We start from the raw sequence: 16,880 nt of genomic DNA, 5'->3' as shown, positions 1-16,880 counted from the left end.
CCTTAGAGTTTCACACCGGAGAAGGACATGAAGCCCATGGCCATCAGGCCGGCGGTGATAAAGGTGATGCCGAGGCCCTGAAGCCCGTCCGGGATGTCCGAATATTTGAGCTTCTCGCGCACGCCGGCCATCGCGGTGATGGCGAGCGCCCAGCCGAAGCCGGAGGAGAGGCCGTAGGTGACGGACTCGGCGAAGTTGTAGTCGCGTTCCACCATGAAGAGCGAGCCTCCGAGGATGGCGCAGTTCACGGTGATGAGCGGCAGGAAGATGCCAAGCGCGTTGTAGAGCGGCGGAAAGTACTTATCGAGCACCATCTCGAGGATCTGCACCATGGCCGCGATCACGCCGATATAGGAGATGAGGCCGAGGAAGGTGAGGTCCACGTCACCGAAGCCCGCCCAATCGAGCGCGCCGGGTTTCAACAGGCCGTTCAGGATGAGGTTGTTGGCGGGCACGGTGATCGTCTGCACTACCATGACCGAAATGCCGAGGCCAAGCGCGGTGGCCACGTTCTTCGACACGGCGATGAAGGTACACATGCCGAGGAAGAAGGAGAGCGCGAGGTTCTCGACGAAGATCGCCTTTACGGCAAGGGAAAGAAGCCCTTCCATCAGTGCGCCTCCACGTGCTGGATCTTGAATTCACGCTCTTCGACCTGTTCCGGCTTCCATGTGCGGAAGGCCCAGATGATCAGACCGATGATGAAGAACGCCGAGGGTGGCAGCAGGAGCAGGCCGTTGGGCACGTACCAGCCGCCGTTATTGACCGTCGGCAGCACGGTGATGCCGAAAAGCGTTCCAGCGCCGAAAAGCTCGCGGAAGAAGCCAACAAGCATCAGGATCAGGCCATAGCCCATCCCGTTGCCTATCCCGTCGATGAAGCTGTCGATCGGCGGGTTCTTCATGGCGAAGGCTTCCGCGCGCCCCATCACGATGCAGTTGGTGATGATCAGGCCGACAAAGACCGAGAGCGTCTTGGAGATGTCGTAGAGATAGGCCTTGAGGACCTGGTCCACGAGGATCACGAGACTGGCGATGATGACCATCTGTACGATGATCCGGATTGAACCCGGGATGTGATTGCGCAGCATCGAGATGAACATCGAGGAAAACGCCGTCACGGCGGTGACTGCGATGGCCATGACCAGCGAGACCTGCAGGCTCGATGTCACCGCGAGGGCCGAGCAGATGCCCAGCACCTGCAGCGTGATCGGGTTGTTGTCGACCAGCGGGTCGACCAGGTAGGTGCGTCTTATCTGCGCCATTCAGAGGCCTCCCGCCTTGAGGTTGTCGAGGAAGGGGGCGAAGCCCTCTTCCCCCATCCAGAACCGCACCAGGTTGTCGACGCCGGTCGAAGTCAGCGTGGCGCCGGCCAGTGCGTCGATATGGTGGGTCTCCATGTTGGGCGAGGGCACGCCCTTGGCCACGGAGATCTTAAGCTCGCCGCTCTCGTCGCGCAGCGTCTTGCCCGACCACATGGCCTTCCAGCGCGGGTTGTCCACCTCTGCGCCAAGGCCGGGCGTTTCCGCGTGGTCGTAGAATTGCAGTCCGAAGATCGAGTTGCCGTCCTCCTCCAGGGCAATGAAGCCATAGAGCGTGGACCAGAGGCCGTATCCGCTGATCGGCAGGATCACCTTGTCCAGTTCTCCAGCCGCGTCATTGAGCAGGTAGACGACGGAATAGTTGCTCTGGCGGCCGAGCCCGGCGGGGTCTTCTGTCAGCGCCCGGCTCAGATCCGGATCGGACACCGCAGCGCGGTCGTCGAAACTTGCCGCGTCGAACTGGTCGGTGAAGGTGCCAGTCGTGAGATCGACCACCTTGGGCTCGAAGGCGGAGAAGGCCTCGCGGATGTTGATCCCATCCTCGTAGAGGCCCGCGACCTGCAGAATGTTCATCTGCTTGTCCTTGAGCTTGTTCACCTCCTGGATGGGCCGCAGGCTCACCGCGGCGGCCGAGACCACCATGGAGCAGAACAGGCAGAGCGCGGTGGCGACGAACACGGTCTTGGGAACCGAGTCGACCGGAAGCGCCTTCCAGCGGGCCAGCAGGCCCTCGTTATTGGCGTCGTTCTCAGGCATTTCGCTTTGCCCTCCGAGCGATGTTGGCCCGCACGACGAACCAGTCGATGAGCGGGGCGAAGATATTGGCGAACAGGATGGCGAGCATCATGCCCTCGGGGAAGGCCGGGTTGATCACGCGGATCATCACGACCATGAAACCGATCAGCGCTCCATACCAGAAGCGGCCGACATTGGTGTGCGAAGCGGTCACCGGCTCGGTCACCATGAAGGCAAGGCCGAAGGCCCAGCCGCCCAGCACCATGTGCCACCAGAACGGCATTGCGAACATCGGGTTGGTGTCCGACCCGATCACGTTCAGCAGGCTGGAGAAGGCGATCGTGCCGGCGATGCAGCCCACGACCAGCCGCCAGTTGGCGATCTTGGTGACGAGCAGAAAGGCAAGGCCGATCAGGCACATGAAGACCGAGGTCTCGCCGAAGGAGCCCTGCATGTTGCCCCAGAAGGCCGACATGAAGCTGATGTCATGCGCCGCGAGTCCCTGCACGCCATCGGAAGCGGTGATACCGAGCGCCGTGGCACCCGAGAAGCCATCCACAGGCGTCCAGACCCGGTCGCCCGACATCTGCGCGGGGTAGGCGAAATAGAGGAAGGCGCGTGCGACAAGCGCCGGGTTGAGGAAGTTTTTCCCCGTTCCGCCAAAGACTTCCTTTCCAATCACGACACCGAAAGAGATACCGAGCGCCACCTGCCAGAGCGGCGTGGAGGCCGGCACGATCAGCACGTAGAGGATCGAGGTGACGAAGAAGCCCTCGTTGACCTCGTGCCCGCGGATGATCGCGAAGAGGATCTCCCAGAAGAGCCCCACAATCATCGTCACCGCGTAGATCGGCAGGAAATAGAGGAATCCGTGGAACATGCTGGCCAGAATGCTGTCGGGGTTCAGCCCGAAGCCCAGCCACTGCATCAGCGCGATGCGCCAGCCGGTATGGGCCTCTTCGCCGAGCGCGGCGAGCGCCACGTTGGCGCCGTGGCCGGTATTCCACATCCCGAAGAAGGCACAGGGCATGGCGGCCAGGAAGACGTAGATCATGATGCGCTTCATGTCCGTGTAGGAACGGGCATGCGGCGCGACGGTCGAGACCGTCTTGGGCGAATAGAAGAAAGACTCCACCGCTTCGTAGAGCGGGAAATACTTCTCGTATTTTCCACCATCCACGAAATTCGGTTCGATCTTGTCGAAGATGCCACGTACGAATTTCATCGCTCAGCCCTCCTTCTCGATCTTGATCAGGCTGTCGCGAAGCGCCATCCCGTATTCATATTTGGCCGGGCAGGCGAAGGTGCACAGCGCGAGATCTTCCTCGTCCAGCTCCAGCGCTCCAAGCTTCTGGGCGTTGTCGGTATCCATCACCAGCAGGGAACGCAGAAGCTGCGTCGGCAGGTAGTCCTGCGGCATCAGCTCTTCGAAGATCCCGATCGGCACCATCGCGCGGCGTCCGCCGTGCAGGTTGGAGCCCATGTTGAACTTCTTTGACCGGGTCAGCGCGGAGGCCAGCACGGGCAGGAAACCGAACTGGTCGCGCCGCGGCGCGATCCAGCCCATGAAGGTCTGCTTGCGGTCCTCGTCGATCAGCGTCACCGAGCGGGCATAGCGGCCAAGATAGTCGAAGGCACCGCCATCGGTCATACGGCCACTCAGGACCGAACCCGAGATCGCCCGAAGCGGCGCATCGCCGCGCACCTCGCCTGCGATGAGATCGGCCAGCGAGGCGCCGAGATTGGTTCGAATCAGACGCGGGTTGGAGGCGCGCGGACCGGCCAGCGAAATCACCACGGAGGTATCGAGCTTGCCTGTCTCCATGAGGGTGCCGATGGCGATGACATCCTGGTAGGAAATGGTCCACACGACACGCTCAGCGGTGGGCGGTTCGAGATAGTGAATATGCGTCCCGGCAAGGCCCGCGGGATGCGGCCCGGTGAAGGTAGCCACCTCGACGCCCGCGACATCGCCGCCCGGAACGGAGGCGCCGTGCGCATGGCACAGCCATGTCCGGCCTTCGCTCAGCTGCGCCACGGCCTTGAGGCCGGCCACGAAGGCTTGCGGTCTCTCGGCGATGATCAGGGCCGGGTCTGCGGCCAGCGGCTCGCTGTCCATCGCGGTCACATAGATCGCTGCCGGCCGTGTTTCGGCGGCGGGAATTTTCGAATAGGGTCGTGTACGGAACGCCGTCCAAAGGCCTGATCTCAGAAGTTTTTCAGCAATCTCATTGCCGCCGGCACCTGCCGGGAGAACACCGAAATCCACACCCGCGTCGAACATGTTGTCAACGTCGATCACCACGCTCTGCAACACCCGCCGAGCGCCCCGATTGATCGCGCGCACCCGCCCCGTGGCCGGCGCGGTGAAGACGACTTCCGGCGAATCCTTGTGGCAATAAAGCGGTTGGCCGCGTTGGACGCTTTCGCCTTCGGCGACCAGCATCTTGGGTTTGAGGCCGATGGAATCGGCCCCGATCACCGCGACGGTGCCAATGGCTGGCCCATCGTGGATTGTCTGTTCCGGCGCCCCGTTTATGGGTAGGTCCAGACCCTTCTTGAATGAGAATTCGGGCATGTATCTCGCTGCGGTTTCCGTTCCGGTTCGGTCGTTCCTGCGATCTGCGGACCATACGCCCCGTGCTGCTTCCCGGGGGCATTGTATGCATTGGCCTACAGACGTTCCTGATCCTATTACGGAGTTCCACGCCGCAGCGCAACATTTTGCCCGGAAGCCGATTGTCTCAGCGCGGCAGGCCGTTCCTCTTTCCAGAAATATCCTCGGGGGGAAAGCGCCGCCTCCAGGCGGCGCGCGGGGGGCAGACAGCCCCCCTTCCGGCCTCACCGTCCGGCAAGACGCTGCCCGCGTTGACAGAGGCCCCCCAAAGGTGCCAGACCCCCGCCAAAGCAATACCATCCGGGAGCTTCCCCATGCGCGCGATCTACCTGCTGCCTCTTGGCCTCCTGCTTTCCGGCTGTTTCGGAGAGCAAAAGGGCGAAACCTATCGCTTTTCCGGCGAGACGATGGGCACGACTTATAACGTCGTTGCTGTCGACGTGCCCTCCGAGGTCACCGAGACAGAGATCGCCGTGGCGATCGAGGAGACGCTGAAGGCGGTCAATGCGTCGATGTCGAACTGGGACAAGCAGTCGGAAGTCTCCCTCTTCAACGTCAGTGACAGCACCGAGCCGGTCGAGATCTCGGCCGAATTCGCGCATGTCATGGCGGCGGCGAACGAGGTTCACGCGCTCTCCGATGGCCGGTTCGACGTGACGCTGTTCCCGCTGATCGAACTCTGGGGGTTCGGTGCCAAGAAACCCGGTGAGCCGATCCCCTCGGACGAGGAGATCACCGCCGCGCTGGAACATGTCGGGCAGGCAGATCTGCTCAGGCTCGACGGCACGACGCTGACCAAGATCGATCCTGCCGTTTCGGTCAACCTGTCGGCCATCGCCAAGGGCTATGGCAACGACGCGGTGGCCGAAACGCTGCGGGAATTCGGGATCGAGAACTACCTTGTCGAGATCGGTGGCGACCTTGTCTCGGCTGGCCGGAACGACAAGGACGAGGCCTGGAAGATCGGCATCGAGACGCCGGACGCCAAGACGCAGACGGTGGAAATGGTGCTGCCGGTATCCGATCTGGGTATGGCGACCTCAGGCGATTACCGCAACTTCTTCGAGCAGGACGGCGTGCGGTATTCGCACCTGATCGACCCGACCACAGGCCGACCAGTGACCCACCGGGCGACCTTGGTGACGGTACTGGCGGAGAACGGCATGATGGCAGACGCGCTGGCTACGGCGATGATGGTCCTGGGCGAGGAGGCCGGGATGGCCGTTGCCGAGGCGAACGACCTGGCTGTGTTCTTCATATCGCGTGCGCCGCAGGGGGCGGATCAGGATTACGTGAAACATGCCAGCGCGGCGTTTGAAAAACTGCGCAAGGCGGAGTAAGTATGGTCCATCGGCCGCAAGGACAGACTCATGGCAACATTCGTGCTCGCATTCCTTCTGTTGACGACCATCGTCGTTGCAATGGCCATCGGCGTGATCGTCGTTGGCCAGAAGATGCGTATCAAGGGAAGTTGTGGCGGGCTGAATGCCATTGCCGGGGCGGATAAGTGCGTGGTTTGCAAGAAGGATATCGATCCGGATTCGCCCTTGCGCGACAAGCTGCAATGCAAGCGCGCGCGGCGGATGGTCGATGAGATGAAGGCCTCCTGACGCCGTCGGCATTGTAGATCGCAGGTCGAAGCCAATGGCTTCGATGCCTTCGGCGAGGATATTTCCGGTCAGAAGAAGACGGCTGGCGTGGCTCCGGGAGACACTCACATGTCCATTGGCAAGAAGGCCAGGGCGAGAAATGCAGCGAGCGCGGGCAACCCGTAGGCCCAGGATTTCAATTTCCAGTTCGGACCCTGTGCCTTCCAGTTCTGCCGAAATCCGCGCCCGCAAAAGACAAGCAACAGAAATAGCGGCACGGCCGTGATCGGTGTCAGGAAGAACGTTTCGGGCATGGGCGCAATCCGGTAGCAGGGAGCGCCCGTCTTGGCACAACCGGGCCTGCCGGTCCAGAGGTGAGGGCTGCCTTCGCTTGGGCTGAAACAGACGAAAACGCCCCGATTGGAGGCGCGCGAAAAGGTCTGGTTTTCGAAAGCGGGCAGGGGTCAGCCGGTCCTGAGCATCTTGTGCTGGGTCTCGATCTCGTTGCGGCTGATAGTGCCGAGGGTCCTGTGATCCGGTTCACTGAGAAGCGTGGCGCCGGAATTGTCGATCATCGCGGAGAAGGCCCGGGTTGCGTCATCGGCGACGATCATCACCACAGCTTTCAGGCCGCCATCGGTGGCCTTGCCGATGGAATGCACCGACGCGCTGGTCAGCGTGGCCGGTTCCGGCAGGCGGTCCAAAAGAAGGTGGATCGCACAGGCGGCATGCAGGTGGTGGCAGACCTGGATCGCCAGCTTCGCTCGCGATGTCGGGATGACGGACAGGCGTTTGCCCAGTTTATGCGGGTGGTGGAACAGGATTTCGTCGATCCGGTCGAAGCGGAGGCGGCGCAGTTCGGCGAGGCTGGGTCCGGGCGCAGTGGCTTCCGGCAGTTCAGGGACCGCCTCGAACAGGGCGAATCCCTCCTCGATCAGGACACCGAATCGTTCGCCGGCAACCGTGCGCATCCAACGCGCGGGGGCGATCTTGTCCGGTCCGGTGGTAAGGTGCTGGACGCAGCCGATATGGATCACGGGTTCGGGAACCTTGCGGGACGCCGCGGCCATGCCAAAGCCGACATTCGCCGGGTTGGACAGGAAACGATCGATGTCGGCAATGGTTTCGGCAGCGCCGGACTCACGGCGGCGCCGCGCCGTCGTGACTGCGCGCCGCTGGGCGCGGCCGAATTCGGAATCCTCGACCACTTCGAGCCATGGTTGCGTGACGATCCATTCCGCCAGCGCCGAGACCAGCAGGCCCTCGGCTTCCAGTGCCTGGAACTGTTGGTCGAGCCGGCTCAGTTCCGGCGCTTCGTCTTCGTCTTCGCCGGTAAGGTCTGCCGCGTCTTCAGGGTTGAGCGCGATCCAGGTCTGCATCTTTTCGAACAGGTCGCGATGGAGATCGGCGCCACTGGCCCGAAGCGCCTTGCCGGCATCGGACAGCGCGTCAGCGAGGTTCTGTTGGGAGCGGCCAATGAAGCCGGCATGGCCCCATCTGTTCACTTCGCGGCGATAGAGATCGGCGTGGTAGAGCTGCAGCGCCTCGGCGGGGAAGTCCTCCCGGCGGTAACGTGCCTTCTCGGACAGGACCGAGACATGGGACGAGATATCGGCAACCAACGCACCGGGATCCGTGGCGATGGAGCGGATGGAGCACGAACGTACGATGACCGGTTCAAAGGTTTTGGGGGCGGGGTCTTTTGGGAGGAAAAGAGGGGGAGTCGTTTCGGGCGCGGCGGGGGAAACTCTCCGAAATCTTGAAAGAAGCTTCCTGAGCATCCTGTTTTCCCCTCATCTCGTGTGCCGGTCTTATATTTGTCCCCAAGTGTGAGGGCAGAAACATGGCGAAAGCGGGGATTTCGTCTGAACTTTGACCCAAAGGAAGGCGGTTCTGTGGCGTTCTCACGTGGCAAAAACGGGGGCCCCGCCGCGGCGAGTCCGGCAGCGGCGGGGCGGTCATTGAAAGGGGCGTTCAAGCCTGGGTTTTGCTTGGACTGTATCTTGCATTAGTCTTTGAAAACACGAGAAAAGATCGTATCAACATGCTTGGTGTGGTAGCCGATATCGAACTTCTCCTCGATCTCTTCGGCCGACAGCGCGGCGCAGACATCGGCATCGCCCAGAAGCTCGGTCTTGAAGTCCTTGCCTTCTTCCCAGACCTTCATCGCGTTGCGCTGCACGAGGCGGTAGGCATCCTCGCGACTCACGCCTGCCTGGGTCAGCGCCAGAAGCACACGCTGTGACATGACCAGACCGCGGAACTTGTTCATGTTGGCGATCATGTTGTCGGGGTAGATCACCAGCTTGTCGATCACCGTGGTCAGGCGTGCCAGCGCAAAATCGAGCGTGATGGTGGCGTCGGGGCCGATATTGCGCTCGACCGAGCTATGCGAGATGTCGCGCTCATGCCAGAGGGCGACGTTTTCCATCGCCGGGACGACGGTCATGCGGACGAGGCGGGCGAGGCCGGTGAGGTTCTCGGTCAGCACCGGGTTGCGCTTGTGCGGCATGGCCGACGAGCCTTTCTGGCCCTTGGAGAAGAACTCCTCGGCTTCCAGCACCTCGGTGCGCTGCATGTGACGAATCTCGGTGGCGATATTCTCGATCGAGGAGGCGACAACCCCGAGCGCGGCGAAGAAGGCGGCGTGGCGGTCGCGCGGGATGACCTGGGTCGAGATCGGTTCGATCTCCAGCCCGAGCTTGGCGCAGACATGCTCCTCGACCGCCGGGTCGATATTGGCAAACGTGCCGACGGCACCGGAGATTGCGCCGGTAGCGATCTCCATCCGGGCCTTCTTGAGCCGGTTCAGGTTGCGGTCCATCTCGGCATAGAAGCGCGCGAAGGTGAGGCCCATCGTGGTCGGTTCGGCATGGATGCCGTGCGAGCGGCCGATGCGATTCGTGTCCTTGTGCTCCAGGGCGCGACGCTTGAGAGCGGCCAGAAGGCCCTTCACATCCTCGATCAGGATATCGGCGGCGCGCACGAGCTGGACGTTGAAGCAGGTGTCCAGCACGTCCGACGAGGTCATGCCCTGGTGGACGAAACGGGCCTCGTCATTGCCGATGATCTCGGCCAGATGGGTGAGGAAGGCGATGACGTCATGCTTGGTGACGGCTTCGATCTCGTCGATGCGGGCGACGTCGAACTCGACATCCCTGGCTTTCCAGACGGCCTCGGCATTTGCCTTCGGGATCACGCCAAGCGCGGCCTGGGCGTCGCAGGCATGGGCCTCGATCTCGTACCAGATGCGGAACTTGGTCTCGGGCGACCAGATGGCAACCATGTCGGGGCGGGAATAACGAGGGATCATGCGGGCGGCCTTGGGTTTGATATGAAAAGCGCCGGTGTCATAGCGGGCGGCGCGGGATGGGGCAAGCGTTCAAGGGTTCGGGGCGCGTGCTTGCCGGGCGAGAGGCGAGCGGATAGTCCCTTGGGAAAGGGTGAGGCGCGAGACGGACGGATATGACAGGAGCGGGAGGAAAACCGATAGGCGGGCCGGATCTGGACGATTTCCTCGGCCTGTGGTGGATGGAGCGCGTGATCGAAGACCGTCGCGCGGGCGAGACCCTGCGGTTGAGCGGGCGGGCGGAGCTGTCGGCTGCGGGCGACGGGCGTTTGCATTATTGCGAAACCGGGCAGCTGGATCTGGCTGACGGGCAGAAGCTGCAGGCTGTACGGCGCTATTTCTGGCATGCTGAGGGCGGAACGATCCGGGTGGATTTCGAGGATGACCGCTATTTCCACAGCTTCGATCCTGCCGCGGTGGCGCCTGATGCCGCGCATTGGTGCGACCCTGACCAGTACGATGTTCGTTACGATTTCGCCCGGTGGCCGCGCTGGGCATCGGTCTGGCAGGTCCTGGGGCCGCGCAAGGATTACACGATGACGACCAGGTACCGACGCCCGGAAGACAGCTCAGCGTAGGCCGGTTTCTTCCAGCATTCCCCGGCGTTTGGCCTCGTAATAATAGCCGCGCGAATACCATTGGACGGCGCGGTCGAAACTGCCATCGGCCAGCATCCAGGCGCCGCGCAGGTATTTCACCGCGTATTTCAGGTTAGTCTCGGCGTCGAGCAAAGCGCTGGGCGGGCCCTCATGGCCCATGGTGCGGGCGGTCTGTGGCAGGATCTGCATCAGCCCGTAATAGGGGCCGTTGCGCGCGGCCGGGTTATAGGTGCTCTCGCGGATCACGACGCGATGCGCCAGAGCCGGGGGCACCTCGTAAAGCAGCGCGTAGCGGTTGATCAAAAGGCGCAGTTCGGGGGTTTCGTTCGGATGCAGCGGCGCGTCATAGGCCGACATCAGCCGGGTGACGTCGACATCCTTTCCCGAACCGCCCGTGCTGCAAGCGGCCAGACTTACAAGCAACAGCAGGAGGACTAGGCGCAGCAGGCAACTCGGCATGGCAGATCTCCTTTGACACGGGGAAGTGCTAAGCCGTCGCCGCGTCTCCGGGCAAGCGAAACTTTCAGGCGGAGCAGTTCGCCCCGCCGAGTACGCAGAATTTCGCGCAATGCGGATGATTGAGTGCCACCGCGCCCTCGGCCTCGGCCAGCGTCTCGCCCAGCTCGAATTCCGGGTCATAGGCCAGCAGTGTGCAGGCCAGCACGGACGGCTGTTCCGCGCCACGGCGTTTGACCACCATGCGCGAGGAGGCGCACATCACGGAGGAGGGCGATTTGCCCAGGATGTCCCAGCAAGCGGTGGTGATCTCGGGCACCTCGACCGACATGTCCATCTCCGGGAACAGCACCGTCATGGCGGGATCCTGTGCATCGATGGCGAAATCCTTCGCGGCGAAGAGGCGGGCATAACCGTCGCGGGCCTCGGCCTCGCTCTCGCCCCAGACCGTGCGCCCGGCCACCGCCATGCGGAACCCACCGTCGCGCAACCATTCCATGCCTTCGATCGTGCGGTCGAAACTGCCGGCGCCGCGTTCCTCTTCATGATGTTCGGGCGACCAGTGGTCGAGCGAGACACGCAGCGTGAGCTTGTCGCCAAAGCGGTCGCGGAGCATTTCCAGCCCCTTCTGCATCTGCGGGCGCATCATCGGCCGCATCGCGTTGGTCAGGATCAGCACCTCGTAGCCGCGCTCCAGACTGCGGCGGGTCATCTCGATCATCTCGGGGTTCATGAATGGCTCGCCGCCGGTGAAGCCGATCTCGCGCACGCCCCAGCTCCGTTCCTCCAACTGGTCAAGATAGGTTTCGACCTCGTCGGCAGTGATGTGGACAAGTGCGTCATTCTCCGGCGAGCTGTCGATATAACAATTCCGGCAGGTGATATTGCACAGCGTTCCGGTGTTGAACCAAAGCGTCTGCGGGTCGCTCAACGCCACCTGTGCGCGTTCCGCGCCATCCGCCGTCCGGTTGGGATCGGCGAATTTGCCAGTATTCGCCTCTTCCAGCCCCCTGTCCAGATCCAGGTCCTTCACCCGCGTCACTCCCTGCAGTTGCGCTGTTTCACCAAGTGCTAATCCCTGCTAACAGGAACCGAAAGGGCACAACCGGTCTCTGACGTGGATGTGAACCCCTTGGATAAAGGTCGTGTTTGCGCTAACGGTGCGGGCGAAACCAAGCCTACCCAGTTTGCCGCGCGCTCGCGGCTTCGCTTTGCAGGAGCTCGAAAATGGTAGCACGCATTATTCCGGTGGAGCCGTTCGATCTGGTGATCTTCGGCGGGACGGGCGATCTGGCCCGGCGCAAGATCTTTCCCGGTCTTTACCGCCGTCTTGCCGATGGGCAGATGCCACCGGAGGCCCGGCTGATTGGCGCGGCGCGCAGTGACTCCGACGATGCGGAATTTCGCGCGTTGATATCTGCCGCATTGGAGGAATTCCTGCCCGCGGAAAATTTGCGGCCCGAGATCGTCGCGCAGTTCCTCGAGATGCTGTCCTATGTCAAGATCGATGCGCTCGGCGAAGGCGGCTGGCCAGAGCTCAAGGGGAAGATGCGGGAGGGCGTGGTTCACGCTTTCTATTTCTCCGTCGCGCCGTCTCTTTTCGGCCCGATTGCCGAGCGGCTCAAGGAGCGCGGCATCGCGGACGGACAGGCGCGGATCGTGGTGGAAAAGCCTTTCGGCCATGATCTCGCCTCGGCCAAGGCGCTCAATGCAAGCCTGGCGGCGCATTTCGACGAAACGCAGATCTACCGGATCGACCATTACCTGGGCAAGGAGACGGTGCAGAACCTGATGGCGGTCCGCTTTGGCAACATGCTGTTCGAGCCGCTCTGGAACAGCCAGTATGTCGACCACATCCAGATCACCGTCGCCGAGACGGTGGGCGTGGGCGGCCGGGGCGAATATTACGACCGGATCGGCGCGATGCGGGACATGGTGCAGAACCACCTTTTGCAGCTCGTCTGCCTGATCGCGATGGAGCCGCCTGCGCGCTATGACCACGACGCGGTGCGCGACGAGAAGCTCAAGGTGATCCGGGCACTCGACCCGATGGAGCCCGACGACATCGTGCGCGGCCAATATGCTGCGGGCCCGGGCGGGCCGTCCTACCTCGAAGACGTGGGAGACCCGCGGAGCCGTACCGAGAGTTTCCTTGCGATGCGGTTGGAAGTGTCCAATTGGCGTTGGGCGGGTACGCCCTTCTACGTGCGCACCGGCAAGCGGCTCAAGGCGCGCGCCTCCGAGATCGCCATCGTCTTCAAGGACGCGCCCCACTCGATCTTTGACGTGCCGCGAGGTCGGCATTCCAACATCCTGTCGATCCGGTTGCAGCCCAACGAGGGCATGCAGCTTGGCGTGACGATCAAGGAACCGGGACCGGGGGGCATGCGGCTGATCGACGTGCCGCTCGACATGACCTTTGCCGAGGCGCTCGGCGACGACCATGACGCCATTCCTGATGCCTATGAACGCCTGATCATGGACGTGATCCGTGGCAACCAGACGCTCTTCATGCGCGGCGACGAGGTCGAAGCGGCCTGGGCCTGGACCGATCCGGTGATTGCAGGTTGGGAAGCGCGGGGGCATATTCCCTCACCATACGATCAGGGCTCGTCCGGGCCCGACGACGCGCTGATGCTGTTGCATCGCGACGGCAGGAGATGGAGGGAAATCCGGCCATGAATTTCATCGAGTACCCTGACAGGGATCTGATGATGATCGGCCTTGCCGATCGATTGTCGAGCGAGTTGGAAAACACTCTGCTGACGCAGGCCCGTGCGACGCTTTGCGTGCCCGGCGGTACGACCCCGGGGCCGGCCTTCGATTTGCTCTCGGCTTCCAACCTCGACTGGAGCCGCGTGAACGTCGTGCTGTCGGATGAACGCTGGGTGACCGAGGACCAGCCGCGCTCCAACACGCGGCTTCTGAAGGAGCGCCTTCTGGTCGGCAATGCGGAGCGCGCCTATCTACAGCGCATCCGTGCCGAAACCGCGACGCCCGAAGAGGCGATGGATGCGATGATCGCCGAGGTGCGGCTGATCCTGCCGATCACGGTTCTGCTGCTGGGTATGGGCAATGACTACCACATTGCCTCGATCTTCCACGATGCCGACAATTTCGAGAAAGCGCTCGCGCCCGACGCGCCGCCGCTGATGGCGATGCGTTCGCCCACCGCGCCGGAACCGCGGGTGACGCTGACGGCGCCCGTGCTCGCCAATGCCATGCATACGCACATTCTCATCACCGGGCCGGAGAAACGCGAGGCCCTTGAGCGGGCGCGCAATCTGTCGCCTCGCGAAGCGCCGGTGAAGCTCGTATTGAACGACGCAACCGTTCATTGGGCAGAATAGAGGTCCCCATGTGGAATGAACTGAAGGCCTACCGGGCCAGTGTCGACAACCGCTCCATCCTGTCGCTTTTCGACGCCGATGCCGAGCGTGCCGGCAATTTCTCCGCCAGCTTCGGCGATATGCTTTTCGATTTCTCGAAGACCAATATCGATGCCAAGGCGCTCGATCTGCTTATCAAGCTTGCCGAGGGCGCGGATCTGGCGGGCCGACGCGATGCGATGTTCTCGGGCGAAAAGATCAACGAGACCGAGGGCCGCGCCGTGCTGCACACCGCGCTGCGCAATCTCGATGGCGGCCCGGTTTTCGTAGATGGCGAAGACGTGATGCTGGAAGTGCTGGCCACGCTCGACCGCATGGAAGGTTTCGCCGCCGACGTGCGCGACGGGATTTTCAAGGGGCAGGGCGGCAAGATCACCGATGTCGTCAATATTGGCATTGGTGGTTCCGATCTCGGCCCGGTCATGGCGCTGCAGGCGCTGATGCCCTATGCGGACGGGCCGAAATGCCACTTCGTTTCCAACGTGGACGGCGCGCATGTGGCGGACGTGCTGCGTCCGCTCAACCCGGCCACGACGCTGGTGATCGTCGCGTCCAAGACCTTCACCACCATCGAGACCATGACCAACGCGCAGACCGCGCGGGCCTGGATGAGCGAGAAAGTCACCGATCCGGCGGCGCAATTCGCGGCCCTCAGCTCGGCCACCGAAAAAACTGCCGCTTTCGGCATCGATGCCTCCCGCGTCTTCGGTTTCGAGGATTGGGTCGGCGGCCGCTATTCCATGTGGGGGCCGATCGGCCTCAGCGTGATGCTTGCCATCGGTGGTCCGGCTTTCCGCGCCTTCCTGCGCGGCGCGCAGGCGATGGACAATCATTTCAAAGCGGCGCCGCTGGCGGAAAACCTGCCGGTCCTGCTGGCGCTTGTCGGCATCTGGCATCACCAGATCTGCGGCTACCCCTCGCGCGCCGTGCTGCCCTATGAGCAGCGCCTGCTGCGGCTGCCGGCCTATCTCCAGCAGCTGGAGATGGAGAGCAACGGCAAGCGTGTCTCCATGGACGGCGCCGATCTGGAAGTGGTCTCGGGTCCGATCGTCTGGGGCGAGCCCGGCACCAATGGCCAGCACGCCTTCTACCAGCTGATCCACCAGGGCACCGGCGTGGTGCCTTGCGAGTTCATGGTCGGCGCGCAGGGGCACGAGGCGGACCTCGCCCATATGCACCGGCTGCTGGTGGCCAACTGCCTTGCCCAATCCGAAGCGCTGCTGCGTGGCCGGTCTCTGGAAGAGGCGACCGCGATCATGGCGGCCAAGGGGTTGGAAGGGGCCGAGCTGGAGCGCCAGGCGCGCCACCGCGTCTTCCCGGGCAACCGGCCCTCCACCACACTGGTCTACCCGCTGCTGACGCCCGAGATCTTTGGCCAGATCGTGGCGCTCTACGAGCACCGCGTGTTTGTCGAAGGGGTGATCCTCGGCATCAACAGCTTCGACCAGTGGGGCGTTGAACTGGGCAAGGAGCTTGCCACGGCGCTCGGCCCTGTCGTGGCCGGCGAGAAGGGCACCGAGGGCAAGGACGGCTCCACAGCGCTGCTGGTGGAGACGATCCGCAAGCACGGCGGCTGATTGCCAGATACAGCCGGGGGCCGTTCGCGCGGCCTCCGCGAAAACTGGATGACGGGGGCGGGCAGATAGGTTTGGTGCCTGCCCTTTGCCGCTATTCGGGAGCGAAAGTCGGTCCGACAGAACTCCACGAGACATTCAGGTGGGTCACCAGCGCCTCTTCGGCGGCGTCCGGGTCGCGTTCCAGAATCGCCGTGTAGATCGCCAGATGGCTGGCATAGCTTTTCCGGTTGAACTCCGGCGAGCCCTTCATGCGCCGCCAATGTGGCGCCAGCCACGTGGTATAGGCGCTGTGAAGCGTCGGGAAGATCGGGTTTTCGGGGATCGTGTAGAGAACCCCGTGAAAATCCATGTCGGTGTCATAGAAGGCATCGGAATCCATGATCGCCGCTTCATTGGCAGCCAGTGCTTCCTTCAATTCGGCGATATTCTCCCGAGTGGCCGATGTCGCGGCGTCCCGAACCAGCCCCCGCTCGACAAAAACACGGCTCAGAAACAGCGATTCCGCGCCCTGTTGATGCTGCAGCATGAGTTGCACGATCGAACCGACGGTGTTGAGCGCGGTATCGAAGCCGGGTTTGCGGATGATCGGCCTGTAGCGCGGCTTCGCTTCCAGCAGGCCGCGCCCGGCAAGCGTCGCGACGGCTTCACGCACGACGGTCCGGCTAGCCGAGAACCTTTCCATGAGGTCCCGTTCCGACGGCAATGGCGTGTTATGCAGCAGCGCCCCCGACAGGATCTGTTCCTGGATCCGCTCGACGATCGCGTCCGAGGCGCGTCCGTCCGGTGCGGTGTTTTCGGTGGCTTTTGGGCGACTCGCCTTCGTCACGTTTCTGAGCCTTTGGTCTGATGATACGGGCTAGATATAACGTCTTGGGCCGTCAATACCAGTGAAAACCTACCAAATCCAGTTGATTAATGATGTTTGCGCTAAAGGAGATTGACCTTTGGCCGCTAGTTCGTTTAGGTTCTCCCCAATTTGGTCAGTCCAAAACTTTCGGGCGGCACGGGGGATTTCTTGAAATCCGGCGGATGATCCCGCAACTCGTTGTCCGCGCCCTGCCATGTGGGCCCGACCTTGCTTCATCTGTCGGAAAGGGAAGCCGAAATGGCCAGGATCGTTTCTCTCCAGGCGCAGCGCTTTGCGCTCCCTCTGGATGAGGTGCTTTCTGATGCCAGGCATGGCGAGCACACCCATTTCGAACTGATCACTGTCACCATCGGCTTCGATGATGGCAGCGAGGGCACGGG

17 protein-coding genes are annotated in these 16,880 nt (G+C 62.7%); 6 read left to right on the top strand and 11 right to left on the bottom strand.

The annotated features are described in order from the left end of the window. Positions 1–2: 2 nt before the first annotated feature. From nqrE to BLR85_RS20690, 5 genes are read right to left on the bottom strand one after another with little or no spacing between them, the layout of a single operon-like run. Positions 3–611, bottom strand: a complete 609-nt coding sequence (gene nqrE / locus BLR85_RS20710) for an NADH:ubiquinone reductase (Na(+)-transporting) subunit E (RefSeq protein WP_093161744.1) — start codon at positions 609–611, stop codon at positions 3–5. Continuing rightward, entirely contained in the window at positions 611–1,264 is a 654-nt protein-coding gene (locus tag BLR85_RS20705) for an NADH:ubiquinone reductase (Na(+)-transporting) subunit D (protein ID WP_093161735.1), read from the bottom strand. Before BLR85_RS20705 ends, nqrE begins: the two co-directional genes overlap by 1 nt. Next, positions 1,265–2,077 carry a Na(+)-translocating NADH-quinone reductase subunit C gene (locus BLR85_RS20700; RefSeq protein ID WP_093161734.1) on the bottom strand — a complete coding sequence of 271 codons (813 nt, stop codon included), beginning with the start codon at positions 2,075–2,077 and terminating at the stop codon, positions 1,265–1,267. Continuing rightward, positions 2,070–3,281, bottom strand: a complete 1,212-nt coding sequence (locus BLR85_RS20695; protein WP_093161722.1) for an NADH:ubiquinone reductase (Na(+)-transporting) subunit B — start codon at positions 3,279–3,281, stop codon at positions 2,070–2,072. The genes BLR85_RS20700 and BLR85_RS20695 overlap by 8 nt, the downstream gene beginning before the upstream one ends. 3 nt (positions 3,282–3,284) lie before the next feature. Further along, a complete protein-coding gene (locus tag BLR85_RS20690) occupies positions 3,285–4,634 on the bottom strand; it encodes a Na(+)-translocating NADH-quinone reductase subunit A (protein WP_093161719.1) in 1,350 nt (449 codons plus the stop codon). Between the two features lie 353 nt (positions 4,635–4,987). On the opposite strand from BLR85_RS20690, the gene BLR85_RS20680 reads away from it, so the two are divergent. Next, complete coding sequence (locus BLR85_RS20680; RefSeq protein WP_093161715.1) at positions 4,988–6,013, top strand: FAD:protein FMN transferase; 1,026 nt, start codon at positions 4,988–4,990, stop codon at positions 6,011–6,013. Between the two features lie 30 nt (positions 6,014–6,043). Beyond that, positions 6,044–6,283, top strand: a complete 240-nt coding sequence (gene nqrM, locus BLR85_RS20675; protein WP_093161713.1) for a (Na+)-NQR maturation NqrM — start codon at positions 6,044–6,046, stop codon at positions 6,281–6,283. Between the two features lie 104 nt (positions 6,284–6,387). Here nqrM and BLR85_RS20670 read toward each other — a convergent pair whose 3' ends face one another. From BLR85_RS20670 to purB, 3 genes are all read right to left on the bottom strand, one after another. Then, entirely contained in the window at positions 6,388–6,576 is a 189-nt protein-coding gene (locus BLR85_RS20670) for a hypothetical protein (RefSeq protein ID WP_093161711.1), read from the bottom strand. A 150-nt stretch (positions 6,577–6,726) separates the two neighbouring features. Next, positions 6,727–7,884 carry a DMP19 family protein gene (locus BLR85_RS20665; protein ID WP_139188481.1) on the bottom strand — a complete coding sequence of 386 codons (1,158 nt, stop codon included), beginning with the start codon at positions 7,882–7,884 and terminating at the stop codon, positions 6,727–6,729. Positions 7,885–8,270: 386 nt separating this feature from the next. Then, positions 8,271–9,575 carry an adenylosuccinate lyase gene (gene purB / locus BLR85_RS20660; protein WP_093161704.1) on the bottom strand — a complete coding sequence of 435 codons (1,305 nt, stop codon included), beginning with the start codon at positions 9,573–9,575 and terminating at the stop codon, positions 8,271–8,273. A 152-nt stretch (positions 9,576–9,727) separates the two neighbouring features. Here purB and BLR85_RS20655 point away from each other — a divergent pair, with 152 nt between their 5' ends. Continuing rightward, complete coding sequence (locus BLR85_RS20655) at positions 9,728–10,189, top strand: DUF6314 family protein (RefSeq protein ID WP_093161702.1); 462 nt, start codon at positions 9,728–9,730, stop codon at positions 10,187–10,189. Here BLR85_RS20655 and BLR85_RS20650 read toward each other — a convergent pair. Together BLR85_RS20650 and BLR85_RS20645 are read right to left on the bottom strand one after the other, a co-directional pair. Then, positions 10,181–10,669 (bottom strand): lytic transglycosylase domain-containing protein, encoded by a 489-nt coding sequence (locus BLR85_RS20650; protein ID WP_093161694.1) that lies wholly within the window; start codon positions 10,667–10,669, stop codon positions 10,181–10,183. The two genes, BLR85_RS20655 and BLR85_RS20650, sit on opposite strands and share 9 nt — an antisense overlap. A 64-nt stretch (positions 10,670–10,733) precedes the next feature. Continuing rightward, the gene (locus BLR85_RS20645; RefSeq protein ID WP_244520813.1) at positions 10,734–11,699 is read right to left on the bottom strand and encodes a radical SAM protein; all 966 of its coding nucleotides are present in this window, start codon (positions 11,697–11,699) and stop codon (positions 10,734–10,736) included. 194 nt (positions 11,700–11,893) lie between these two features. On the opposite strand from BLR85_RS20645, the gene zwf reads away from it, so the two are divergent. The 3 genes from zwf to pgi are packed head-to-tail and all read left to right on the top strand — an operon-like array spanning position 11,894 to position 15,632. Next, complete coding sequence (gene zwf / locus BLR85_RS20640) at positions 11,894–13,348, top strand: glucose-6-phosphate dehydrogenase (RefSeq protein WP_093161688.1); 1,455 nt, start codon at positions 11,894–11,896, stop codon at positions 13,346–13,348. After that, positions 13,345–14,016 (top strand): 6-phosphogluconolactonase, encoded by a 672-nt coding sequence (gene pgl, locus BLR85_RS20635; RefSeq protein WP_093161672.1) that lies wholly within the window; start codon positions 13,345–13,347, stop codon positions 14,014–14,016. The genes zwf and pgl overlap by 4 nt, the downstream gene beginning before the upstream one ends. An 8-nt stretch (positions 14,017–14,024) precedes the next feature. After that, positions 14,025–15,632 (top strand): glucose-6-phosphate isomerase, encoded by a 1,608-nt coding sequence (gene pgi, locus BLR85_RS20630; protein WP_093161658.1) that lies wholly within the window; start codon positions 14,025–14,027, stop codon positions 15,630–15,632. A gap of 91 nt (positions 15,633–15,723) precedes the next feature. Here pgi and BLR85_RS20625 read toward each other — a convergent pair whose 3' ends face one another. Continuing rightward, positions 15,724–16,458: an FCD domain-containing protein gene (locus tag BLR85_RS20625; RefSeq protein WP_093161655.1), complete on the bottom strand. Its 735-nt coding sequence runs from the start codon at positions 16,456–16,458 to the stop codon at positions 15,724–15,726. Positions 16,459–16,880 lie beyond the last annotated feature (422 nt).

Origin of the sequence: Aliiruegeria lutimaris (assembly GCF_900099935.1) — a bacterium.
GTDB classification, from domain to species: Bacteria; Pseudomonadota; Alphaproteobacteria; order Rhodobacterales; family Rhodobacteraceae; genus Tropicimonas; species Tropicimonas lutimaris.
The sequence above is the reverse complement of the archived record's forward strand: the minus strand, read 5'-3'. Positions and strand labels throughout refer to the sequence as shown.